Below are 25985 nucleotides of genomic sequence, written 5' to 3' on the forward strand. Positions count from 1 at the left end.
GGGCTGTGGAGCGTCAGATAGGACGTTTTTCGAGTTGCATGTTCAGTGCCAGACCACGAATCTCGTTGGTCAACACGTCGAAACTGGCTGGCGTACCGGCCTCGAGCGTGTTCTCGCCCTTGACCATCGACTCGTAAATCTTCGTACGGCCTTCCACGTCGTCGCTCTTGACCGTCAACAACTCTTGCAAGATGTAAGCGGCACCGTAGGCTTCCAACGCCCAGACTTCCATCTCTCCGAAGCGTTGACCGCCGAAGCGAGCCTTTCCGCCGAGCGGTTGTTGCGTGATCAACGAGTACGGTCCGGTGCTGCGTGCGTGGACTTTGTCGTCGACCAAGTGGTGTAGTTTCAGCATGTAGATGTAGCCCACCGTGGTTTCTTGCTCCATCGGCTCGCCGGTACGACCGTCGATCAAACGAGCCTTGCCGTGCCGAGGCAATCCGGCTTCGGCCAAACACTCGTTGATGTCTTCTTCGCTGGCACCGTTGAACACGGGCGTGATCGCTTGGAAACCGAGTTTGGCTCCCGCCCAGCCGAGGTGGGTTTCCAAAATCTGACCCACATTCATCCGGCTGGGAACGCCCAGGGGATTGAGCAGGATCTGCAGAGGAGTTCCATCGGGCAAGAACGGCATATCGGCGATCGGCATGATCTTTGCGATCACACCCTTGTTCCCGTGACGTCCGGCCATTTTATCGCCGACGCTGATGACGCGTTTGGTGGCGATATAGACTTTGGCCATTTGCAACACGCCGCTGCGAAGCTCATCGCCTCGCTTCATGCTGTTGAGCTTACGGTCACGCGTATCGATCGCGTATTCGACGTTGCCCCAGTGGGTCTGATAGGTTTCTTCGACGGCCGCCTTTTTGTCGTCTCCGTTGACTTGATCCAAGACATGTTCCAGGCGGAACGCGATGGCGCGCTCGGCGACGAACTTGGGATCTTGTCCGTCGGCCAATGGTGTTCCGGTGGAATCCTTCAGCTTGGTACCCGCTGCGGCTTCGAGTTCCCGGATCAGGGCTTCAAAGGTGTGGGCGATCTCTTGGTTGCCGACCGCTTCGACCTCTTTGAGTTCACGCTCAAATTCCTTTCTCTCGTCTTCGGAGAGACTCATGCGACGCGAGAATTTCTGGGTGTCGATGACGATCCCCTCGATGCCCGAGGGGACTTCCAGCGAGTCATTCTTGACGTCCTCACCGGCACGGCCAAAGATCGCGTGCAGCAGTTTTTCTTCCGGCGTCAGTTCCGTCTTGCTCTTGGGGCTGACCTTGCCGACCAAGATATCGCCCGGCTTGACGTAGGTTCCCACCTGCACGATTCCGGTGTCGTCGAGATTGCGAAGCGCTTTCTCGGAGACGTTGGGGATGTCGCGGGTGAATTCTTCACGTCCCAGCTTGGTTTCACGGATCTCAACGTCAAAGTCTTCGATGTGGATCGACGTGTAGGTGTCGTTCCGCACCAGTTCTTCGCTGATGATGATCGCGTCTTCGTAGTTGAATCCGTCGAACGACATGAATCCGACCAAGACGTTTCGGCCAAGTGCCAGTTCGCCGTTGCGAGTCGCGGCACCGTCCGCGATGATCTGATTCTTCTCGACTTGGTCACCGAGCTTGACCAATGGCTTTTGGTTCAAACAGGTGCGTTCATTGAGACCTTGGTATTTCTTGAGGTCGTAGTGGTCGCTACCGATCTCGATCTTGCACGAGTCGACGTAGGTGACTTGGCCCGCGTTGCGAGCACGGACGACCATCGCACTGTTTCTTGCGACTTCGCGCTCCATGCCGGTTCCCACAATGGGCGGCTCAGCGACCAACAACGGCACAGCCTGCCGCTGCATGTTCGAACCCATCAACGCGCGGTTCGCATCGTCATGCTCCAGGAAGGGGATCAAGCCTGCCGAGACGCCGACCATCTGACTCGGTGCGACGTCCATGTAGTGGACTTGATCGGGCAACACGATCTGGAAGTCGCTTCGGAATCGTGCGATCAAGTTGGGGCCGGCAACCAAAGCACCATCTTTGACTTCCGTGTCAGCGGGAGCCACGATGCTTTCGTTTTCCTCGTCGGCTCGCAGCCACACGACGTCCTCGGTGACCTGGCCACCTTTGACACAGCGATAGGGCGTGATCAAGAAACCATAGTCATCGACGCCGGCGAAAATCGCCAACGAGCTGATCAAACCGATGTTCGTACCTTCGGGAGTCTCGATCGGACAAATCCGTCCGTAGTGCGAAATGTGAACATCGCGGACTTCGAAACCCGCACGTTTACGGTTCAAACCACCTGGGCCCAGTGCCGACAGACGACGCTCGTGAGTCAACTGACTCAGCGGGTTCGTCTGGTCAACCACCTGCGAAAGCTCACCACGGCCGAAGAAATAATCGATCGCGGCGGAGACACTCTTGGGGTTGATCAGCGAACGCGGCGACATGTCCTGGGCGTCTTTGACGCTCATGCGTTCCTGCACCGTACGACGCAGTTTCAGGAACCCCTTGCGGAGTTCTTCGCATGCCAGCTCGTCGATGGTTCGCAAGCGGCGGTTGCCCAAGTGGTCGATGTCGTCGATCTCGGCGGCGCTTTCGGGGTCGAACAAGTCGATCAGATAGCGGATCGCTTCGATCATGTCGTCCGGACGCAGGCACATCTCGGACTCATTGACCGACAGACCGAGCTTACGGTTCAAGCGGAAACGGCCGACCTTGCCCAAGCGATAGCGGTTGTCGTCGTAGAACTTTTCGTTGAACAACGTGCGTGCCTTTTCCAGTTGCGGCGGGTTACCCGGACGCAAACGCTGGTAGATACGCAACAGGGCTTCTTCGTGGCTGGCCGTGTTGTCTTCGAACAAGGTGTTGAAGATCAACGGAATCTTCGGCGCGTCCATGCACTCGACGCTGGTGACGTCGGCGGTGCAGATGGTCTCTGCGAGTTCCTTGGTCATGCGCTGGCCGGCTTGGACGATGATCTCGCCGGCGCGGTCGCTGCTGCTGGGGTAAACCACGTCATCGACTGCGATCTTCCCTTCCAGCTTCGGCGCGCTCTTGATCCCGCTGACCTTTTGCGTTCCCGTCGGATAGAACGCTTTGAGCAAATCCGTGTCCGTGGAAAGCTTGGGGTCCATGGCGCGCAGCAAGGTCGTCGCGGCGAACTTGCCGCTCTGGTCGATGCGAACCGTCAAAGAATCTTTCTTGGTGACGTTGAACTCCACCCAGCTACCACGCTCGGGGATCACCCGGCAACTGGGCAGCTTGCGGTCCGTCGTGGTGTCGGTGTCCCAAACGAAGTCCACGCCGGGACTGCGGTGCAACTGGCTGACCACCACGCGTTCTGCACCGTTGATGATGAACTCGCCGCCACCGAGCATGATCGGCAGGTCGCCCAAATACACCTCTTCCTCGTGCGGCTCCTCGCGGTTCAGACGCAGCCAGATTCGCAGCGGCAATCCGTAGGTCAGTCGCAGTTGGCGACATTCCTGGCTCGTGTAGCGAGGCTTGCCCAGCTCATAGTGCAGATAATCCAGCGTGATATTGCCGTCATAGCTACTGATCGGAAAGATCTCACGCAAAACGCTTTCAAGACCCCTGTCCTCGCGCGACTTGGGATCAGCATCCGCCTGCAAGAACTCCGCGTAAGACTTCGTTTGCAGAGCGGTCAGATCGGGCAGCTCAAAGCTGTCCTTGTCTGATCCAAAGTGTCGGATTTTGGTAGGTTCCAGGCGACGTGTGGAGGTGACTGCCATCGGATGAGAGGCTCCTGAGGGGTTCACGCAGGACCGACATGGATCGGTGCCGTACGAAAAACCTGGGTCAAAATGAATCGCTAGTGGGTGTGTTTGGTGTGTGTAACCAAGTCGCAAATGCGTTTCTTGTGTCGTTTTCGGACCAGTTGGTCCGCCGCAATCGGCAAGCTCTTTGCCGACCGGGCGAGATCAGCGATGAGAGCTTGGACCCTCAGCGCAAACCTTCAGCGGATCATGTCAATTCACTGGCAACCAACTCGCTGGCAACCAAGCGTGAAACACGCATTGAACTCGCATCAAACTCTGGGGCAACTCGTACGGAGTCATGCAATTCCGCACCAGTTCGGGCATGGCTGGGCGGCATGGGAAAGCGACGGGACAGCGGGAACGCAAAGATTTGGCCTGGGTACACTCACGGAGAGTATCACATTGAGCCAAATCACGAAAGCCCAACCGGGCAAACTGGCCCGAATTGTGCTGCTAAACCCGACTGTCAATCGCAAGTTGTTTTCCGGCAATGGTTTAAGGTGCAGGATTGCCACCGCCGATCGTGCTCGATGGGATCGAATCCCACGTAGGAGAAGGATTTTTTTTCGAGAAGTCTTGATGGCTTTTGACCGTGGCGAACAATCCGACCACAATCACTGCTGCCCTAACAGCCGATTTCAACACCGCGAGTTCACGACTCGTCACCCGATCAAACCAACCGATCGCCAACCGATTCCTCTTCCCTCCAGGACTACCCGCATGTCGCGTTTTCGTACCGTCCCTGCCCTCTGTGTCCCTGCCCTCTGTGTCCCTGCCCTCTGCGTCGCCGCCCTGCTTGCCTGTTGCCAAGCACGACTTGCCAGCCAAGCCCAGGCCGCAGAAACCCGCGCCGCCGAAACACCCAATGTGATTGTCATCATGGCGGATGACTTGGGCTACGGAGACCTCAGTTGCTACGGAGCAACCGAGTTGTCGACTCCGAACATCGATGCGTTGGCGGAGAACGGACTGCGATTCACCCAAGGCTACTGCAGCGCGTCGACTTGCACGCCCACTCGCTTTTCCTTCCTGACCGGCATGTACGCGTTTCGTCAGCCCGGTGCCGGCATCGCGCCGCCCAACGCGACTGCCCTGGTCAAGCCGGGAACCGAAACGATCGCTTCGATCATGAAGCGTGCGGGCTACGCAACCGGCGTGGTGGGCAAGTGGCATCTCGGGCTGGGCGAAGGTGACGCGCCGGACTGGAACGGCGAGCTGAAACCCGGGCCGTTGGAGATCGGTTTCGACTACTGCTACTTGCTGCCCACGACCAACGACCGCGTGCCCAGTGTTTATGTGGAAAACCATCGAGTCGACGGCCTTGATCCGGCCGACCCACTCTGGGTCGGCAATAAACGCCCCAGCCCCGATCATCCCGTTGGCTCGGATCCCGAAGTTCGCAAGACGCTGAAGATGGACTGGAGTCACGGGCACAACAACACCGTCCACAACGGAATCGGACGTATCGGTTTCTACACCGGTGGCAACGCGGCGCGGTGGCGCGATGAGGACTTGGCGGACAAGTGGGTGGAAAAATCGGTCCAGTGGATCGAGCAAAACCAGTCCAAACCCTTCTTTCTGTTCTTCGCCTCGCATGACTTGCACGTGCCTCGAATGCCGCACGAGCGATTCCAGGGCAAGACCAAACTGGGCTATCGCGGCGATTCGATCATCCAGTTGGATTGGTGCGTGGGCGAATTGACGAAAACGCTCGACCGACTGGGGATTCGCGACAACACCATGATCTTGTTTTGCAGCGACAACGGTCCCGTGTTGGATGATGGATACGAAGACGGCGCGATTACGAAACTCGGCAGCCACCAGCCCTCTGGAATCTACCGGGGCGGCAAGTACAGCATTTACGAAGGCGGCACCCGCACGCCGCTGATCGCTCACTGGCCCGGCACGATCAAGCCTAGCACCTCGGACAAGATCGTTTGCACGGTCGATTTCGCAGCCAGCATGGCGGCATTGACCGGTCAAGAATTGGCCGATTCGGCGTGCCCGGATAGCTTCAACGTGTTGCCCGCGCTGCTCGGTCAAGACGACGCAAAGGGACGCGACCACTTGCTGCAACAACCCAACAAAGGACCGACGTTGGCACTGAGAATCGGCGACTGGAAAGTGCTCTCTTACGAAAACGCCAAGCCGATGAAGCACCTGACGTACGAGAAAGGGCCGGGCAAGTACGAGCTGTACCACTTGGCCGACGATCCGTCGGAGACAAAGAATCTCGCCGATCAAGAACCCGAGCGGCTGAAGGAGATGCTGGCCGCCTTGGAGAAGATCAAAGCCGACGGCCGTTCACGTTGATAGTCGTTCGACTTTCCAAGTCGAAAACGCGAATCAAATAGTTGAACGCTCCTGCGATTAACGCCAATACCGTTCAATGTTCGTAGGAGACACGTGGGGCAGGTTTGCAACCTGCCGACGCTCCAGGAACGAATGCCCGCATTTTCATAGTTTCTGCTGCGCCTTCGGCAGGTTACAAACCTGCCCCACTTGGAAAAGTGAACGGTATTGCGATTAACGCCAGGCCAACGTCGTACGGTTCACAGGTCCGTCGCGACACCGTCGAGCGTATGGCGACGCACGCTATCGACTTGGAAAGTCGAGCGACGTTAAGCAAGCGACGATCACGCGGTGTCGCCCATGCTCAGTCTTGCTTCGTAGCGTTTCATCATTTGCTGCTTCAAATCCGCCAGAGACGGATCGTCCATTTCCGGGTCATCGTCGATCATTTCCTGGGCGACCGCCCGGGCAACGGCCAGGATCTCCTGATCTTCGACCAGGCTCGCGATGCGCAGCGGCGGCAAACCGCTTTGGCGTTGCCCCAGCATGTCTCCCGGACCACGCATCCGAAAATCGGCTTCGGCGATCTCAAAACCGTCGTCCGTTTTTTCTAAGACTTGCAGTCGTTCGTTGTCACTCGCAGCTTGTGCACCATCGGTGAACAAGGCAACGTGCCCGGCGTGAGTCCCGCGAGAAACGCGACCACGCAACTGGTGCAATTGGGCCAATCCGAATCGCTCGGCACCCAAGATCGCCATCACGGTCGCATTGGGTACATCAATCCCGACTTCGATCACCGTCGTGCTGACCAGCACATCAATTTCTCCTGCGGCAAACGCGTCCATCACGGATTGCTTTTCCTCGTTGGACAATCGGCCGTGCAATAACGCCACGCGATGATCGGCAAAGACTGTGCTTCGCAAGTTCTCAAAGACGGTCAGCACAGACGAAACGTCTTCTTTGCCATCCTCACTATCGGCTTCAGCGTCCTGGTCGGTGTTCCTTTCAGTGTTTCGTTCGTCGGGCGAGACTCGCGGGGCGACCACGTACGCTTGGCGGCCTTCCGCGAGGCGTTCTTTGACGAACTGCCACCAGCGTTCTTTCCAACCGTCGTGGGCAAGGTACGTGTTGACCTCGCATCTGCCGGGCGGCTTCTCATTCAGCGTACTGAGTTCGACGTCGCCGAACATCGTCATCGCGACCGAGCGGGGAATCGGCGTGGCGGACATGACCAAGTAGTGCGGATCGATTCCGCCGCCACGCAACTGTACGCGTTGTCGGACTCCGAATTTGTGCTGCTCGTCGATCACGCAAAGTCCGAGCTTGGCGAACTCGATCGAAAACAACAGGGCTTGAGTGCCGACGAGCAAATCAATTTCGCCCGCCGCGGTTCCCGCCAGCACATCGCGTCGCTCAGCGGCGGTCAGGGACCCGCACAGCAAACCGACCCGTACACGGCTGCCATCGAGCATTTTCTGTAGCGTGCGAAAGTGCTGTCGCGCGAGGACTTCGGTCGGAGCCATCAGCACCGCTTGGTATCCGTTGGCCACCGCCAGCATCATGGCGTAAACCGCAACGACGGTCTTGCCGCTGCCCACGTCACCCTGCAGCATTCGGTTCATGGGGAATTGACGCGACATGTCCACACAGACTTCGTCGATCACCCTTTGCTGATCGCCGGTCAACTCAAACGGAAATCGATTCTTGATTCGGGCGTCCCACAGTCCGGTGCGTGAGATCACCGGCGCCTGCAGTGCGCTGGTCAGTCGTCGGCGTCGGATGGCGAGCGCCAACTGCATGACCAGCAGTTCTTGAAAGATAAATCGTGTCCGCGCGGCAACGATGGCTTCTTTGGAATCGGGTCGGTGAATCGCCCGCAGAGCCGTAGCGATATCAGGTAAATCGCCCACGACATTGATGCCGGCATGTCGAAGCCGAATGGCTGATTGTCGACGAAGCGATTCCGGCATGACTTCGCGAATGGCGTGCGCGGCGGACGCGGTTGCCAGATCGGTCAGCTTGCGCAAGTCGGCTTGTTTGATGCCGTCGGTCAACGCGTAGATCGGCAAGATCTGAGGTTTCGGGACGGCTTCGTCACCATCCAGAATGGTGACCTTGGGGTGCACGAATTCCCAACGCAGTCCGGTGAGTTTCGGCGCTCCGCTGATCATGACCTTGCGATCAAAGGTCAGTGTCTCGGCGCGAAAGGGCTGATTAAAAAACAAGATCCGGACGCTGCCGGTGGAGGTTTCGACGATCGCGCCGAATACAGATTTTCCGGGCGTGCGGGACACGATTTCGGCATCCGTGATCACGCCGACCAAAGCCGCCTCGACGCCTTCTCGCAATCGGTCCACGGGGACCGAAGGTGCGGGGAATTCGTAGTCGCGGGGGAAAAAGAACAGCAGATCACGGACGTTTCGCAAGCCGAGTTTGGCGAGCTTTTGGGCGCGGTCGCCGCCCACACCGGGCAAGAATTGCAGCGATGCGGTCAGCTCCAGTTCGGTGGCATTGTCCTCGCCTTGCATATCAACCGTCACCTCGTAAGTCGCATTGGCTCGCAAAAAAGCCGCCCCATAAAAAACTTGCTTCCCCTCCCCCGGGGCGTCACAATATCGCCTTTCCGAGAGACGATGTCGAGCGTATCGAATTCCGGTTGCTGCGTAGCCGATTCAACACGATTCACTCGATTGACCCGGGGCACCCAGTGGCGGACTGTCAGGCTTTTGTTGACGTGCTTCATTGCGGGGCAACAACGCTAGTTTACCGATGACCAGCAACAAAGCATGCGATGAAAGAAATCAATAGCGACGATGCTCCGATGGATGAGGGATTTCCTGGTGAATTTCTGGGGGAATCGCAGGAGGATTTCCAAGAGAAATCGCCGGAGAGTTCGCCTGAGGCACACGGCAGCGATCATTCGTCCAGCGAAGTAGTGTCCGGCGAAGTAGTGTCCGGCGAAGTAGTGTCCGGCGAAGTAGTGTCCGGCGAAGTAGTGTCCGGCGAAGTAGTGTCCGGCGAAGTAGTGTCCGGCGAAGTAGTGTCCGGCGAAGTAGTGTCCGGCGAAGTAGTGTCCGGCGAAGTAGTGTCCGGCGAAGTAGTGTCCGGCGAAGTAGTGTCCGGCGAAGTAGTGTCGATCGAGGCTGTTTCCAATGATTCACCGAACGATGATTCACCGAACGATGATGTGACGTCCCAACAAGACGACTCCGCAACTCCTGCGACATCACACCGCGCCGCTCGGCAGTCCGCGATCGCGATTGCCGTTTTGCTTTCCGTTCTCACCGTGGCTCTGAATTGGCCGTTGCGATATGCGGAGATCGGATCATTGGGGGGCATGGATGCGGTGGTTGATTTTGATTCATCGGGCTTTTACGTCATGCCCAGGATGGCGGGCTGGCCTTGTCATTACTGGATCCACTACGACGAACAGGGCAACGTTCCCGCAGTCAATGTTTTTTCAGGGATCGGATTGCTAATCAATGTCGTGTCAGGCGCGTTGGTCATCGGATTGATCTGCTGGTACCTGTACCGTCGCGGACTTCGTCAAGTCGGCGGCCGCAAATCCAATATCCGGATTGCGGACCTGTTGCTGATCACACTCCTGCTGGCTGCCCCGTTTGGTTGGTGGCAATATCAAAAGACACAGCAGCAAGCCGTGGTTGAGATCGTGCAGCGATATGCTAAGGATGGTGACTCGGTTCATGTCTCGGCATGGGTGCCTGCTCTGCTACGAGATCGGCTTCCGCAATGGCTGTCCAGCAATTTGCAGCGAGTACGTGGTGTTCGATTGGAGCATCCCAGTGATGCGAAGGTCGCCGAGGCAGTTGCGATCCCCACCCTGACGCACTTCCGCGTCGGTGGTGGAGAGTACGACTTGTCGTTGCTCGATGATTTGGGGCGTCGCATTCATTTGATCGATGTCAGGATATCAGGACGCCAGTTGGACACGCCGACGGTCGAGATGCTGGCGTCGAATCCACGAGTACACTCGTTGAACCTGATGCGGACCAACGTGGATGCTGGTGTGTTGAACGCAATGGGCCAGTTGCCCGCTCTACGACGCCTGAATCTGATGCACTCCGATGTGCATTTGGCCGATCTTGGTCGCCCGCCCTGGGCAGACTGGATCGAGATCATGATCTTGCCTCATCCGGAGTCTGGAGGCGCCGATGAATTGATCCTTGATCAATGGCCGGAGCTACAAGAATTGAACATCAACGAATTGGATGTTCCACTGAACGCCACGGCGATGAAGGTTCAGTTGTCCGGGCTGCCGAAGCTCACGACGTTGCGATTGGATCGCTTTCAAGCGTTTGATTTGACGCTCACCGATTTGCCCAAGCTGACCGTAGTGAGCAGTCAGAAGGACAACTGGACCTCCAGGATCGCACGCGGTGGCAAGATGCCAGGGTTGAACTGGCTGAAGCGATTTCACGGTCGCAAGCTTCCCGAGTTGGAAACTTTGGAGGCGTTCGTCTGTGATCTGGAATCGCTTTCGATCAACGAAGTCCCCATGCTCAGGGATCTAGGGCTCGGGGTTTATCAGATCCATGCCGAGCAGGGATGGAATGAGCGGGGCGGGCCACAGGAAGCCTCGACTTATCCGGAACAACTCGACCCAGAGGTTGCCAAGGCGATCATCCAGGGAGTTGGCAGCAGCGATGGACCGGCAACGATTGACTTAGATGCCGTTCCGCTTTCCGGAGTCGACCTGACGCCACTGGCTGGCAATCAACAGATTCAGAATCTGTACCTGGGATACACCAACACGAATCTGAAACAATGGAAACAGCTCGCGGGACTGAAAAGGCTCAAGCAACTGCGACTCGATGGAAACATGGTTGCGATGGACGACGTCGAGATTCTGTTGGATCAGTTTCCTGAGCTTGAGTCTTTGGAGTTTGCCAACGACGGGCGGCGAGGCTCTGGTATGTTCATGTCCTACCGCAGTGGAGGCGATTTGGAATTGATCGGTCGCCCGAATTTGAAATCGATCACGATGGACCATTCGACGGGCGGAATGTTTGAGACGGTCCGCGTCGTCGACATGCCGATGCTGCAAGCCGACTTGGATTTTCAGTGGATTTCTCAAGAGCTGGAGATTCGCAATTCACCTTCCCTGACGGGACTTTCGATCGCAACGCCGCTGCCAGAGAAGATCACGCTCCGCGATCTGAGGGACCTCAATCATTTTGCCGTGGGTGGACAAGCCGTCGACGATGCGTTTCTGTCTCAAATCGCTGGCTGTGACAAGCTGTCAAAACTGACGCTGGCCTACGTCAGCGCCTCCGAAGATGCGTTGTCGAAATTGCCACTGCAATCCATCACCCATTTGTACCTGCCAGGTTGCAATGTCGACGATGCGGTGGTCGAAAAATGGCCGGAGATGACTTCACTGACCTCGGTGGACTTGAGTGAAACCAAGATCACTAACGCATCGCTGAATCGATTGCTTCATTCTAAACTGCTAACCAACGTCAATTTGAATCACTGCCCCATTGATCCCGCCGCTCTCAATATCTTGGCAACCAAAGACAGTCTCACCTCCCTTTCGCTCGCCGGCATCGGATTGGATGCCAGCACATTGGAATCGCTGCTGCAAGTGAGCCTGCTGGAGTATATTAATGTTTCGGGAACCACAGTGCCGGATGATGTATTGGATGCTTTAGCGAATGTGCAGTTTTCTCCGAAGCTACTGGTGCTGCGTGATTGCAAGTTGGACTCTCAGCGATTGCTGGCGTTGATGCAAAAACAACGAGGATTGTTGATTGACCCGACGGGCAGCAATTTAGCCACCGAGGTTTACACTCGTCTGCTATCACAACAACGCATCGTCGATGAAGACGAGTTCAATCAACGTAGGGCAATGGAGGCAGCGCTGGCTGCCGCTCAACCAGGGATTCGAGTGGGATTTCCAGCGACAGGGACACATGATTCCATCATCGACACGGACAGCTTTTCACCGGACGGCCAGTTCGGAGAGCGGGCGATGGCCGCCAGACAAAAAGCGATACAACGACGACAAAGTGAATTTGGGAGGCCGTCGACGACTGCACCATCGACCGGCGTGAGCGGTTGGCTTCAGCGTATGCTGCTGGGCAGTTCAACAGACGAATTACCAAGCGATTTTGACGAAGATGCGACCCCGCCAGGCGAATTGAGCGAAACCGAATCAGTGGATGCCAATTACAGCGAAACTGAATCAGTCGACACCGATCCAACCGTAGAGAGAGAGGCAGCGGAATGAAGATTCCTTCGTCCCACCGATCCGTTTGTTCGTTACTGATCTCCGGGTTCTTGGCTGTCTGTGTCGGCTGTGGTGAGCCGATCTATCATGCGGTCGACTATCAGCGTCCCAGCTTGGACATCAAATGGAGTGAACCGTCTGACAGTTCACGCTACGAATGGCCGCTGAAGAGGCAGAATTACATTGTCACCAAGCCGCCACCGATGGCCTATTTGACATCGTTTTCCGAGAAGTTCTCGTTCGACAATGTGTATGAGGAGCCGTTGGTTCCTTGGGACGATCTCCCGTTGGGGGACGAGGCCAAAGCGTTCTTGGCCGAGATTTACGATCCGTTGCCAACACAATTGGAAACCTCTCTAACGATCGATCCCAACGAGATGACGGGCGATCAGGCGTTCGATCTCTCACTCGACGGCAAGCGATTGGTGTTGCTGCGCAATACACAATTGGTGCTCTACAACACGGAGACGAACAAGCGAATCGGCAGCATGCCATTGCCTGGCGACTGGTCCAGTGCTCCACCTCATGCTGTCCGCTTTTGTGGCCGCAGCAAAGATTTTCTCGTTGCATCCACGAAGCAAATTTGTCGTATAAGCGGCAAGGACGGTCAGATCAGCAGCCAAGTCGATGGCTGCAACGCGTCAATCGTTCGATGGGACATCACACCCAATGATGATGCGATGGTGTTGCTAAGCGACGAAGGCAAGATCTACTTGGGGCATCCAGATTTGACGTATTTCTCTCCCGCCAATGTGGAGGATCGCACTTACACCGACGTCGCAATCACAGAGGATGCCAGTCACGCAATTGCGGTTTCGGAGTCCAGTGGTGCTTATTTTTCGCACATTCTGAATACTAAAGACCATCGAGTCACTGAATTTCACACGATCGATGCGGAAGTTGTGCATAAAGCAATTCGAGTCGTGGGTGGCTTGAACGCTGATGCCTGGCTGGACCAGGCTACATGGGTCGTGGCGCTAGAACGCAACAAAGAAGGGTCCGATGAAAAAGAAAACTATCTGGATCTGCGTTGGGGATACTGGCGTCCTCACTTAGCCGTCAGTTGCACTCGCGACGAAAAGACGAACTGGTTCTTGACCGTCGGTATGCGGATCATCAATGATCAAGCCCAGTGGATCCTGTTTGATTTTGGTCCCAAGAGCAGAAACCACTCTGTCGCGATACCGCTGCAGGAAAAGCCCCGTCGGATGGTTGCCAGTCGCAATGGTGGACTGGTGGTGCTGCTTGACTCCGCAGGGTTGCATCTCCATCCACGTCGTGCTTGGCGATCCCCAAGGAGAATCGATATACCGGAACTTGGCTACGCCGTCGTCAGAACGGCCGATGTCAAGCAAATCGAGTTGCTCTACGAAGCACTCGGACGCCAGAAACGTTGGTCCGCTGGCAAATGCCCCAGTGAGCTACAGGACTACCTCCTCAGTTTTGCATCAGAATTATGGAGATCGTTGGATCGAAAAGGAGATGAGATCTCGGAGCAGGACAAGCGAGTGTTGCAAAGCCTGGTTCAGTGGCGAGAGGAAGGCAGCGTATTGTCAAAGACCGTTTCGGGGTACCGACATGCGATGGATGCTTGGGAAGCACGCGGCAATGGGATGAGCGATTCCGTTTCACAGGGAGGCTGGAAAACGTTTGAGGAATCCAATCGCAAAGCGCAAGCAGATCTCAAGGCGGCTGTGGAGTCAGACAATCCGCCATCACTCGCACTGCTGCAGTTGACGCAAGTCAGCTTGGATCTGGACGGCGATCTGACGGCTGTTGATCCCCTGGCCAGACGATTTGTCGAACTGTACCCAGACAACTTGCGGATCGCGGGTTGCCTTGGCATCAAGCTGTTGCCCCAGTGGCATGGCGCTCCAGGTGACGTTGTCAGCTTCTTTACCGCACATTCGAAACTCTACGAAGGCAAGCACTCCGACATCGTCTATGCATTGATGGCCGGCCGATTGTCTCGACACCTCTACAATGACTCAGCACTGGATTGGAAAAGTTTTGATATCTCGCGCATGATGTCGGGCATCACCGAATACGATCGGCAGAATTGGCCGGTGGAATACGACATGTGGTACGCCAAGGAATGCTTGAGCCGATTGGCGACAAGGGAACAAAACGAACAGATGCTACGTTACCTGATGAAATCGGTCGCCGTTTTCCCCGTCGTCGACAAGAACACATTCTGGTACACCAGAGACACGGTGAGTGTTCCCAAACAAATCTTTGATGATGTGCTGGCTCGTGAAAACAAGTCGCCGTGAGTTTGCATTAGCTAAGCGATCGTCAGTAACGCAACGCCTGCCAGGATCATGGCCACGCAGACGGCTTTGGCCCGGAAGTTCACTTCACGCAGTGCTCTGGCCCCGAACGCCAGGGCGATCACGACGCTGCTGCGACGCAGGGTTGAGACGATCGCGATCATCGCATCGGGATCCGACAAGGCAGTGAAATACGCGAAGTCAGCGGCCAGTAGCAGCGGGCTGATCCAAAGGATCGTGCGACGCCACTGAAAGGGATGCTTCGGGCGGTCGCGGAAGTACCATCGCACCGCCATCGGCAGCATCACGGGGACAAGGTAGACCGTGAACCATGCTTGAACGGTCGCCGGGCGAATCATCGCACTCTGCAGCAGCCACTTGTCGTAGATCGAACTGATTGCACCGAGCAACGTGGCAATCACCATGCACGCCACCCAACGGTCCCGAGTGAATCGGATGCCTTCGCGATTGCCGACCAGCGAAAATCGCCAGAAACCCGCCATGACGATTGCGATGCCCAACCACTGCATCGGCGTGGGACGTTCCCCCATCGCGATCGTCGCGATCAGGATGGTCCAAAGCGGACTGGTCGCACGGATGGGAGCGCCGATGGAGAGCGGCAGATGCTTCAAGGCAGTGAACGCAAACGTCCACGACGCGCCGACCAGTATGCTCTTGGTGAGCAACAGGCCATGCTGCGCCCAACTCAGTGCGTCCACACGGAGCGATTCCACGGGCACGCTACTGGGAAAACCATGTGACCACACGATCATCGGCAACCAAATCACCGCCCCCACCGTGACGCTGATCAACAACACGATCGGCACCGCGTTGCCGCGCACGGACAGCTTTTTGGAGACGTCGTAAACGCCCAGCAATACTGCAGAAATCAAGCTCAGGAAAATCCAGTTCATCCCTGCAGCATCACGCGGGCAGACCGCTTTGGGAAGCCGTCAAGCAGCGATCATGAAAAACACGTCGTCGAGCCTCTCGGGACGTGCGATAAATCATTGTCGCTCGACTTTCCAAGTCGATAGCGTTCTCCGCTGTACGTTGTCGACTCGGAGAGTCGAACGACAATCCGCAAGCGGCAACTTATTAATCGCACGTCCCCCGAGGCTCGAAGATTCGCGTCTCGGAGAGACGCGTCTACGTGTTCACCACTTCGCTGGTCTTGGAAAGCCCCAGCTGGCGGCCAGGGCGTCGGCGGCTTCTTCGCGGTCGGTGATTTCGCCCCAGCCGCCGTTTCGCAAATAAGCATGAGCGAACTCGTGGGCGATCACATACCAGGCAAACGCTTCCTCGGCCTGGGCGAGCTTTCGTCTCAGCACGACGCATCGGCTGCCGCTGCCCGTCGGACTGGGCATGTCCATCATCAGACTCCAGCCCTTGCCCGGCTCGTAGTTGTCCACCGTGACGCGAAATCGGGGATCCTCCAGGAAATCACGTTGGACCTCCAGCGGTAATGAATGCAACACGTGGTTCACACGCTGAGGCAGCGGCTCGTGGCCGACAAACGATTCCAAGTAGATCTGAAAGATGTTGAAGCTCCCCATGACCGAGCCGTTGCAAAAACGAAGGGATCAGCGAGGCAGGATCGCGTTGTGATAGATGTCTTGGACGTCGTCGCAATCGTTCAACATGTCGATGAACTTCTCGAACATCGGAACGTCATCCGGGTCGATCTCGGTGGTGGTTTGTGGGATGAAGCTGATTTCATCGGCATCGAAGTGGACACCGGGATACGCAGCGAGCAATGCCTGCTTGGTCTTGTGGTGCTCGGTCGACGGAGCATAAACGATCAGTTGCCCGTCTTCGTTTTCAACGTCCACCACGTCGACTTCGGCCTCCAGCAATGCCTCCAAGACTTCTTCGGCATTGTCACCTTTGAAGGAAAGGATGGCAAAGTGATCAAAGCCGTGAGCAACCGAACCCGGTGCACCGAACTTTGATCCGGTCTTGCTAAAACAATTGCGGACGTCGGTGATGGTTCGGTTGTTGTTGTCCGTCAAGCAATCGATGATCACGCTGCAGCCGCCGGGGCCGAAACCTTCGTAGCGAGCCGGCACGTAATCCTCGCCGCCGACACCCTTGGCTTTTTCCAAGGCCTTCTCGATCACGTGCGCGGGCACTTGGTCTCGTTTGGCTTTATCGATCAAAGCCCGCAGAGAGGGATTGCAGTCCGGATCGGCACCGGAGTTCTTTGCCATGACGTAGAGCTGTTTGCCATATTTTGAATACACCTTCGTCTTCTGTGCCGCCGTCTTGGCCATCGACACCTTACGGACTTCAAACCCTCTACCCATGACTGGTTCTCACTGCTGGTTGTTTTGATCCTACGCATCAAGGATGCAATCTTACCGCGATACAGGGATGAGAATCCAGCGGGCAGGTTTACGATTCACGGCTCAGGTCTTTGCCGTTTGGGGCTCAGACGCGGGAGCTTTGATTGTTTTCGCATCCGCAAAAGTTCAGACAGTAGACGCGTCCCAGAGAGTTGCTTGTTCGTCTTTCTGTTGAACATTTCGACGAGGTGCTGAAGTTCTCGAGGCGACTGACTGAGGCGATCTACCGGTATGCAAAGGTCACGATAAATCTCCCTTAGCACCTGACGTTCATCGTCCGCAATTGGTTCTAAGTTTCGGCGGATTTGGGTCAGAACCTCGTCGATTCGATTGCGAGGATAGACTTGATAACTTCCGAGTGCCTCGGGGACATGTGTAGAGGCCGGCCCGTTCAGCAGCACAAAGATTGGTTTATTCCAAGCCGTTGCGGCCCCCAATTCAACCATGCCCATTGCATCAGGCGTAGAGTCTGATGATACAATGACAATGAATGCATGGCACTCTGCAAGTGCGTCCCAAATCGCCTTGCTGATTTCTTGTCCGACCGGGACGCTTGCGTCGTGAAACGGCTGCAGACCCTCTGCCTTCAACCGATCTGCGATATCTGCAGCAAAATCGCGATCACGAGAGCTGTGAGAAACGAATACGTCAAAGGTTGGAGTTGCTGTAGCCGTCATTTTTTTACCCGACGCTTCAATTCGGCTAGGTACGTGTCAAAGTCGTTGATGTGAAACGCCTTCTTGCCCTCAATTATATCAGGAATCGCGTCAAACGTGACATGGCAAAGCACCGGAACAATTCGGTAGTCCTTCCGTCGGCCCCACGCAGCTCCAACTTCGAGCAAGACCCACGGTCGTTCGATCGATTCTGGTGTGAGCAAGACCACCAATTCGCGTGACACCTGTATTTCGGTGCGTATCGACTGCGGAATGCTATCGCCACCGTTAATGTCCCGGTCGTCGCGGAAAGAGGTTGCCCCAGTTGCGTCAATCTTTTCACAGAAGGTAGTTGCGATCCACTTGTCGGCCGTAGCATGGCTAACGAAGACCTGATACTCCGGCTTAGCTCGAGTCCTCTTGGTCGTTTTCTTCGTCGATTTTCGCTTCACCATCGATCAGTGTCTTGAGCACGTACGAGCGTAGACGAGTCGTAAGGCATGGTTTTGGCTCTTTTGGGGGCTCGGACTCAGCATCGCGATGCTCGTGTTTGTCACCACACACCAGTTCATAGTCTATTGGCGACTTCTTGACACTGTCAAACCTTCATTGCCATTCAAGTCAGCGTGGATTTCGAATTGCGTAATCAATGGTGCATAAGACTAGGCACTGTTGCCCGTCCGAGCGTGATGATGTCGCGGGCAAGAATGCCCAAGCTACGGATGGGACTTCACGCCCGGAACAAACTCAAACAACCAGAGCCAATCAAGTCGATCGCTCACGATCAACGATTGGGGGCCGTGCGGAATTCGGTGAGCCATTGCTCACGTTGTTCTTGCAGACGCTGGACAACATCCGGATGTTGTTTGGCTAGATTGGTCGTTTCGCTGGGATCGTTTTTGAGATTCACTAGAAAGAATTCCTCTGGCAGCCTGCCCCCGTTGACGCGGCCTTCTTGTGGCGCCGTGGTGTCGAGGGGATTTCCGATCAGTTTCCATTCACTGTCGCGGACCGCCCACTGAGGATTGTTTCCGCCGCCGGTGTGCCAGTAAAACGTTTCACGCGGTGCGGGGGCATTTTCCGCAAGCACTTGTTTCATCGAAACGCCGTCGAGATGCACATCAGGTGTCGCGACGCCGCAGACATCACAAAGCGTTGGGAGCCAATCGCACGCCGTCATGAATTGGTCACGGGTTTGTCCGGCCTTCCATGACTTGGGATAACGCACGACCGCGGGCACTCGAATGCCGCCTTCGAACAACGAGAACTTTGCGCCGCGATAGGGGCCAGCGTTTCCTCCGCCGCCGAAGGCACGTGTTTCGGTGCTGTGTCCGTGATCGGGTTGATAGATGACGATCGTATTGTCCGCTTGTCCCGACGCATCGAGGTGCTCGATGACTTTGCCGATCCGTTCATCCATCGTCGACAGGAACGCGCAGTACTCACGGCGTGGAGAGGGCAGATCGCGGTACTCGTTGAGCCAGAACTCGGTGCCCTGGTAAGGATAGTGGGGTGCGTTGAACGCCCAGTACAACAACCACGGTTTATCGTCCGATTGATCGATGAACTCGTTGCATTTGTTCACCATCATGTCGGGAAAAAACTCACCGCCGCGATGGATTTCACGACCGTTGTCCCACAGGTCGTGCCGATTGGGACCGCTCCAGAAAAAGAAGTGCGAGTAGTTGTCGATGCATCCCTGCAAGTGTCCGAACCAATTCTGGAATCCTTGCCCGGAGGGAATCTGCTCAGGTGTCGTGCCGAGGTGCCACTTGCCGACCTGTCCGGTGCGATAACCGGCCTGCTGAAAGACCTCCGCGATCGTGATCTCGTCGGCGTCGAGCGGACCGTTGCTCGGTTGGCCCGCTCGAATCGGGAAACGACCGGTCAGCAGGCCGACACGACTGGCCGAACACACCGGTGCGGGTGCGTACATGTTGGTCAAGCGAATCCCTTGGGCGGCAAGCCGGTCCATGTTGGGCGTTCGCAGGTCCGCGACACCGAAACAGCTCATGTCGATCGAGCCTTGATCGTCCCCGTAAATGATCAATACATTGGGCCGGTCCGCGGCCCCCAAGTCAGAAACGTTCAAAATGATGGCCAAGGTGATGACCAGGGCGACCGACAAAACTTGGCCGAGGAAATAAAAAGTGCTGTGTTTCACGGGGTGGCTTCGTTGGCGAGGTGGGAGTCGGGCGAGTAGTCTACGGTGATCAGAAAGCGAGGCGATCGGGTATATTGTACGAGATGCCGTTCTTCGAATTGACGAAACGTGATCGAAACTTTTGCGAATACGAAGCCATTCCATGTCCATTGATCTGACCAACCTGACCCGCCGCTCGTTCTTTGGTCAAAGCGCCGACCGATTGGCAGCGGTCGGTCTGGGAGCCGCCGCGCTGGCCGCATTGGACCAGCAAACCGGGTACGCTGCGCCCGCCGATGGGGCAACACTCGCGCAACGCAGCGGCGGTTTGCCGGCACTGCCTCATCACGAGCCCAAAGCGAAACGCGCGATCTATCTGTTCATGTCCGGCGCCCCGAGCCAGATCGACATGTGGGATCACAAACCGCAGATGGGCGAGTGGTTCGACAAGGACTTGCCGGACTCGATCCGACAAGGTCAACGGTTGACGACGATGACCAGTGGACAAGCTCGCTTTCCCATCGCGCCGAGCATCTACAAATTCGCGCCGCAGGGAGCTGCCGGAACGATGGTCAGCGAACTGCTGCCTCACACGGCAACCAAGGTCGATGAGATCGCGTTGGTCAAATCGATGTACACCGAAGCGATCAATCATGATCCGGCGATCACCTACATCTGCACCGGGAATCAACTGCCCGGAAAAGCGAGTTTGGGATCTTGGCTGAGCTACGGGCTGGGCACCGAGAACGAGAACCTGCCGGCTTTCCTGGTCATGACCGCGTCCTGGACCGGACGTAAGGAGGCGCAAGCGTTGTACAACAGGTTGTGGGGCAGCGGATTCTTGCCGAGCAAGTACCAAGGGGTGGCGCTGCGAAGTAGCGGTGATCCGGTGCTGTATCTTTCCAATCCCGATGGTTTGGACGCCAAAGTCCGGCGTCGGATGCTCGACTCGCTTTCTCGTCTGAATCGTCAGACGGCACAGACTGTCGGTGATCCGGAAACGGTGGCCAGGATCGCGCAGTACGAGATGGCGTTTCGCATGCAGACCAGCGTGCCGGATTTGACGGACATCAGTGACGAACCGCAATACATCTTGGACATGTATGGCCCCGATGTGACCAAGCCCGGGACGTTTGCAAATTGTTGCCTGCTGTCTCGGCGAATGGCCGAACGTGGCGTCCGCTTCACACAGATCTTTCACCGGGGTTGGGACCAACATGCCAACTTGCCCGGTGATTTGCCCAATCAGTGTCGCGATGTCGATCAACCATGTGCCGCACTGCTGACCGATTTGCGTCAGCGGGGAATGTTCGACGACACGCTCGTTGTTTGGGGAGGCGAATTTGGCCGGACGATTTACTGCCAGGGCAAATTGACCAAGGAAACCTACGGCCGAGACCATCACCCCAAATGCTTTTCGATCTGGCTGGCCGGTGCCGGAATTCAAGGCGGCGCGGTCCACGGCGAGACCGACGATTTTAGTTACAACGTGACGAAAGATCCTGTGCACATCCGCGATCTCAACGCAACGATCCTGCATCTGATGGGGATCGACCACAGTCGATTCACGTACCCGTTCCAAGGACTCGACCAAAAGCTCACGGGTGTGGAGGAGTGCAGTCTGATCAGCCCGATCCTTGCCTAGCAGACGGTCCCCTGACCGGATTTGGTGCACGCCGGTAAACTGACGGACCGTTGTCCGTATTTTCCTCAGCGTTTTGGTCAGAAATTGTCTGTCGTCGAATCACTTTCTCACCTGTTGGGTGCCGACGCCGATCCCGTCGCCGCCGGTTATCATCTTCGTCAACTCGCCGAAGGCCCGCCTGACACCGGCATTGTGCTGCTGGCACAGTTGGCCGCCGCCGATTCCATTTTGGAGCAATCTGATCCGGCGATTTTGGGTGCCATCCTGCGAGTGATGCACAACTCGATCGCCAAGTCGATTCAGGATCAGCCCCAACAGACGATCGAAAAACTCGATCACACCGTCATCCGGTCGGTCGCGGAGCGATTGCCTGAGGCGGCGACGAATCGACATCTCTTGCTGCACTTGCTGGCGATAATGCGCAGTGCGGAATCGTTGAAAGCTCTGGTGGCGATCTTGATCCAACGCCCGCCGCAGGATTGGATGAACGCGGGACTGGTGCTCAGCCCGTTGATGCAGAGGAACGATTGGCCGATCGAAGCGTTCTTTCCAGAATGCCTCGCTTGCTTGCCCCATCCTTCGCTCGCCGCGTCACTTTTGGACTTGGCTAACTACCTCACACGCAGCGGTCGTGTCGACGGCCATTTGGCTGCCGATCACCTGGAAACGCTGAATCACTTGCTGGGCAGCGTCGCGACGCGACTGGGACACTTTGAAGAAAACCCCAGGACGCTGGGCAACGACGTCGAGGAAGTGCAAAAGCGGCTCAGCGAAGCCGTCGCGTTGGCAGTCTCGCTGTGTGATGCCGTTGCATTGATCGGCGACGAATCCTCCATCGGCAAGCTGAATCAGGCGGTTGGATTGAGGCACCGACGCGTCCAGTGTGAGGCGGCCGGGGCGCTGGCGAAACTGGGTGACGAAGAAGGCCGCAAGCGTTTGATCGAGTTGGCAGGCGATCCCGCAGCAAGACTACGCGCGATCGCCTACGCGGACGAGTTGGGTTGGGGTGACGAAATCGATGAAAGCAATCGAAGTGATGCCGCGACGGCCGAAGCCGAGTTGGCGTTGTGGTTGACGCAACCGCATCAGATGGGCGTGCCGCCCACGCACGTGGAGTTCATCGAAACAAGACGGTTGATGTGGCCCAGTTTCAATGACCCCGTCGACGTGCACTTGGTACGGTTTGAATACAGCATGGGGGCGAACGTCTACAGCAACATTGGCATGACGGGACCCTCGGTGTACACGATGTCCTGTGACTTGGCCGATATGCCCGTCGATGACATCTACGCGATCTATGCGGGATGGCAAGCCGAGCATCCGGACATCTTTACCGTGGCCGCCGACTCACTGAACGAAGCTCAACATCGAGTGATGGATGTCTTTGGACAACATCTCCAGCATCTCGGTTACGAATCGATCCGCCCGGAGTTGCTGGGTTTGTTCTTGGATGAACGCGCGGGTGTCTTCCGCGGAGAACGCGAAGGAACGCAGTGCATCATCGTCACGGATGGACTGGAGACCATCGATCAACCGACCGCCGGACGTCTGCGTCCGCTGACGGCCAGCGATGCGTTCCATCTCTACAAAGGTCGCAAGATGTTGCGGACGTTCAATTCGTAGTCCATGTTTTTGTCCCATGCATCGCAATCAAAGTGAGCCTCAGGCGCTAGCCGTGGGCCGGCACCACAATCCGCCTCAGGCCCACGGCTAGCGCCTGAGGCTCACTGGGGCCACCAGCTGCGTCGGCAGTAGGGACATAAGCTTGCGCAAACCCCAAAAGAAACAACACCAAACTTTGAGCAGTCCAGTCCATGTTTTTGTTCCATGTATCGCAATCAAAGTGAGCCTCAGGCGCTAGCCGTGGGCCAGCACCACAATCCGCCTCAGGCCCACGGCTAGCGCCTGAGGCTCACTGGGGCCACCAGCTGCGTCGGCAGTAGGGACATAAGCTTGCGCAAACCCCAAAAGAAACAACACCAAACTTTGAACAGTCCAGTCCATGTTTTTGTCCAATGCATCGTAATCAGAGTGAGCCTCAGGCGCTAGCCGTGGGCCAGCACCACAATCCGCCTCAGGCCCACGGCTAGCGCCTGAGGCTCACTGGGGCCACCAGCTGCGTCGGCAGTAGGGACATACGCTTGCGCAAACCCAAAAAGAAACAACACCAAACTTTGAGCAGTCCAGTCCATGTTTTTGTCCAATGCATCGTAATCAGAGTGAGCCTCAGGCGCTAGCCGTGGGCCAGCACCACAATCCGCCTCAGGCCCACGGCTAGCGCCTGAGGCTCACTGGGGCCACCAGCTGCGTCGGCAGTAGGGACATAAGCTTGCGCAAACCCCAAAAGAAACAACACCAAACTTTGGGCAGTCCAGTCGATGTTTTTGTTCCATGCATCGCAATCAAAGTGAGCCTCAGACACTAGCCGTGGCCCAGCACCACAATCCGCCTCAGGCCCACGGCTAGCGTCTGAGGCTCACTGGGGGCACCAGCTGCGTCGGCAGTAGGGACATAAGCTTGCGCAAACCCAAAGAGAAACAACACCAAACTTTGAGCAGTCCAGGGCAAGCCCGGCGGAAGCAAGGTGTAAGTTTTGCGTTAAACGCAATACCGTTCAATTTTCGTTTAACCCGTTCCGAACGGCAGGTCTCGCTGCATCGAGCATTCGCTTCATTGCGTTCGCCCCCGTGGCCAGACGGTCGGCGGCTCAGGCGTATGACACCACCGAACGCTTGGTAACACGACCACGCGATACGGGACGCTGATGAAAAAAGGTTCGACGCGTTCGTCCCGGCTGGGTCGGTAAATTTCGATCGATGGTGCGAGCCGACCGAAACTTACCCCGGGACGATTGCGTCTGAACCTCTGCGACGGATCCCGTCGCGTGAAACGTTTGCAGCGAAATGTTTAAGACACGCCACAAACGGTGTGCCGGGTTGCTCCCGGCTGTTTTCGTGAGCCGCGACGCGTAAGCGGCCGGGCCAAATGTACTGCCCGGTGCCTGCCGGCCCACGGCTCACTCTTTCTTTCTCAGTGCCGGGTTGTCCCCGGAACGGCTGCAAACTGCAGGTGTCCGAACAACGTCTGCTCACGGCGAACGATGAAGAACTTTGCTTTCGGGCCGCTTTGGATCTCTGGGTGCTCCAGGATGCCGGCCAAGTCGTTCAGGGAAGCGGTTTGCCAGCCGTGGATGCCCAACAACACGTCACCGACCTGGATGCCCTGCTCGGCAGCAGTCGAGCCGGGTCGAACCGCTGTGATGTACAGACCGCCGCGATACGGAGTACGCATACGGGCGTTCAAGCGTTGCATGGCGATTGAACTGACGGGCTTGACGCGTACGCCGACCATTTGCCACGCCGCATCGGTGACATCTTGGGGCCGCTCAGCAGTGGCTTTCTCGGTCCCCAAAGCCAGCTCGACGACATCGTCTTGACGTTGCACTCCGATTGTCAGTGGGTCGCCTGGGTTGGTGTTCAACAATGCCAGGGCCAAATCCAGACGATCGTCCACTGGCTGCGAACCGATGCGGACCACGCGGTCTCCAGGCTTCAATCCCTCCCGTGCGGCAGGACTGCTGGCTGAAACATGGGAGACCACAATACCGTCTCCATCGCGAGGTCCGCCTTCGGTTCGCATTCCGGTGATGAGACGACTTTCGTTGTGACGATCGATCATCTCGGTGACAATTTCGACGACTTGATCGATCGGGATCGCAAAAGCAATTTGCTGAGCGCCGACGCGGACGGCGACGTTGATACCGATGATTTCGCCATCGATGTTCAACAGCGGTCCGCCGGAGTTACCCGGGTTGATGCCGGCGCTGATCTGGATCAAGTCTTCATATTCTTGGGTTTCGTTGACTGGTACGTCACGATGCAACGCACTGATGATGCCTTGGGTGCACGTGTGAACGTAGCCATACGCGTTGCCGATGGCGATCACGTTTTCACCGACCATCAGATCACTGCTGGTACCACGCGGAATGGTGGGCAACGATTCTGAGGTGCGGATCTTGATCAATGCCAAGTCGTTGCGCATCCTTGCGGCAACGAGCTCGGCGGACGTGACCGTTCCATCATGGAGCGTGACACGAATGTCTTCTACGTCCTCGACCACGTGATAGTTGGTGATCACGTAGCCACGTGGATCGATGACCACGCCGGTTCCCATCCCGTTGACTTGCCGGAACGAGTCCGGCCCCGTGGCGCCGGCCATTCCGGCCGCTGTCGTGCGAACGGTTTTCTGGCCGTGAATATTGACCACCGATGGGCCCGCTCGGCGAACCGCCAGCACGGTCGGAGTTTCACGGTGGTTGATATGATCGCCGACTTGAATGGAACCAGTCGCTGAAACCAATTGGGCATCAGCGTTGGAGGCGGCGAGAGTCAAACCCAGTCCAGCCACGCCAAGCGCTAACCGCTTGAACCATCGCGTCCGGGAGGCCTGAGCAATTTGTTTGTTAGGTCGCATGTATCCCCGCACCGGTGTCGCTTCTGGGGGTTTGGGTCGGCGGACGTTACGGGATTCCGCCGGCAGTCATGCCGTCATTTTCGGCACGAGGGTTTGAATCGGACCAACCGGCCTCGCCGCTTGATGTGGCAAAACCAATGCCGCAAGG

14 protein-coding genes are annotated in these 25985 nt (G+C 56.8%); 5 read left to right on the forward strand and 9 right to left on the reverse strand.

All coding sequences use genetic code 11. The features are described 5' to 3' along the window. Positions 1-13 precede the first annotated feature (13 nt). Positions 14-3736, reverse strand: a complete 3723-nt coding sequence (gene rpoB / locus Pla52nx_RS25165) for a DNA-directed RNA polymerase subunit beta (RefSeq protein WP_146520361.1) — start codon at positions 3734-3736, stop codon at positions 14-16. 747 nt (positions 3737-4483) lie between these two features. On the opposite strand from rpoB, the gene Pla52nx_RS25170 reads away from it, so the two are divergent. Continuing rightward, positions 4484-6076: a sulfatase family protein gene (locus tag Pla52nx_RS25170; RefSeq protein ID WP_146520360.1), complete on the forward strand. Its 1593-nt coding sequence runs from the start codon at positions 4484-4486 to the stop codon at positions 6074-6076. Between the two features lie 323 nt (positions 6077-6399). On the opposite strand, the gene recG is transcribed toward Pla52nx_RS25170, so the two are convergent. Then, positions 6400-8595, reverse strand: coding sequence for an ATP-dependent DNA helicase RecG (gene recG, locus Pla52nx_RS25175; protein ID WP_261344246.1), 2196 nt, complete (start codon positions 8593-8595; stop codon positions 6400-6402). Positions 8596-8846: 251 nt separating this feature from the next. On the opposite strand from recG, the gene Pla52nx_RS25180 reads away from it, so the two are divergent. Further along, entirely contained in the window at positions 8847-12305 is a 3459-nt protein-coding gene (locus Pla52nx_RS25180; RefSeq protein ID WP_342190257.1) for a hypothetical protein, read from the forward strand. Then, positions 12302-14578: a hypothetical protein gene (locus Pla52nx_RS25185; protein ID WP_146520357.1), complete on the forward strand. Its 2277-nt coding sequence runs from the start codon at positions 12302-12304 to the stop codon at positions 14576-14578. The genes Pla52nx_RS25180 and Pla52nx_RS25185 overlap by 4 nt, the downstream gene beginning before the upstream one ends. An 11-nt stretch (positions 14579-14589) precedes the next feature. On the opposite strand, the gene Pla52nx_RS25190 is transcribed toward Pla52nx_RS25185, so the two are convergent. The 6 genes from Pla52nx_RS25190 to Pla52nx_RS25210 all read right to left on the reverse strand — a co-directional run bounded on the left by Pla52nx_RS25190 (position 14590) and on the right by Pla52nx_RS25210 (position 19740). After that, on the reverse strand, positions 14590-15489 hold the full coding sequence (locus Pla52nx_RS25190) for a DMT family transporter (protein WP_146520356.1): 900 nt from the start codon (positions 15487-15489) through the stop codon (positions 14590-14592). A 243-nt stretch (positions 15490-15732) separates the two neighbouring features. After that, entirely contained in the window at positions 15733-16131 is a 399-nt protein-coding gene (locus Pla52nx_RS25195) for a hypothetical protein (protein WP_146520355.1), read from the reverse strand. A 27-nt stretch (positions 16132-16158) separates the two neighbouring features. Further along, positions 16159-16881, reverse strand: coding sequence for a YebC/PmpR family DNA-binding transcriptional regulator (locus tag Pla52nx_RS25200; protein WP_146520354.1), 723 nt, complete (start codon positions 16879-16881; stop codon positions 16159-16161). Positions 16882-16976: 95 nt separating this feature from the next. Further along, complete coding sequence (locus Pla52nx_RS33030; RefSeq protein WP_146520353.1) at positions 16977-17597, reverse strand: toll/interleukin-1 receptor domain-containing protein; 621 nt, start codon at positions 17595-17597, stop codon at positions 16977-16979. Further along, on the reverse strand, positions 17594-18031 hold the full coding sequence (locus tag Pla52nx_RS25205) for a toll/interleukin-1 receptor domain-containing protein (protein WP_146520352.1): 438 nt from the start codon (positions 18029-18031) through the stop codon (positions 17594-17596). Before Pla52nx_RS25205 ends, Pla52nx_RS33030 begins: the two co-directional genes overlap by 4 nt. 329 nt (positions 18032-18360) lie before the next feature. After that, complete coding sequence (locus tag Pla52nx_RS25210; RefSeq protein ID WP_231742011.1) at positions 18361-19740, reverse strand: sulfatase family protein; 1380 nt, start codon at positions 19738-19740, stop codon at positions 18361-18363. A gap of 142 nt (positions 19741-19882) precedes the next feature. On the opposite strand from Pla52nx_RS25210, the gene Pla52nx_RS25215 reads away from it, so the two are divergent. After that, positions 19883-21364, forward strand: coding sequence for a DUF1501 domain-containing protein (locus tag Pla52nx_RS25215; protein ID WP_146520350.1), 1482 nt, complete (start codon positions 19883-19885; stop codon positions 21362-21364). Between the two features lie 24 nt (positions 21365-21388). After that, entirely contained in the window at positions 21389-22987 is a 1599-nt protein-coding gene (locus tag Pla52nx_RS25220; RefSeq protein WP_342190258.1) for a HEAT repeat domain-containing protein, read from the forward strand. Between the two features lie 1407 nt (positions 22988-24394). Here Pla52nx_RS25220 and Pla52nx_RS25225 read toward each other — a convergent pair. Next, complete coding sequence (locus Pla52nx_RS25225; RefSeq protein WP_146523810.1) at positions 24395-25837, reverse strand: trypsin-like peptidase domain-containing protein; 1443 nt, start codon at positions 25835-25837, stop codon at positions 24395-24397. Between the last annotated feature and the right edge of the window lie 148 nt (positions 25838-25985).

The sequence above is a fragment of the Stieleria varia genome, assembly GCF_038443385.1.
GTDB classification, from domain to species: Bacteria; Planctomycetota; Planctomycetia; order Pirellulales; family Pirellulaceae; genus Stieleria; species Stieleria varia.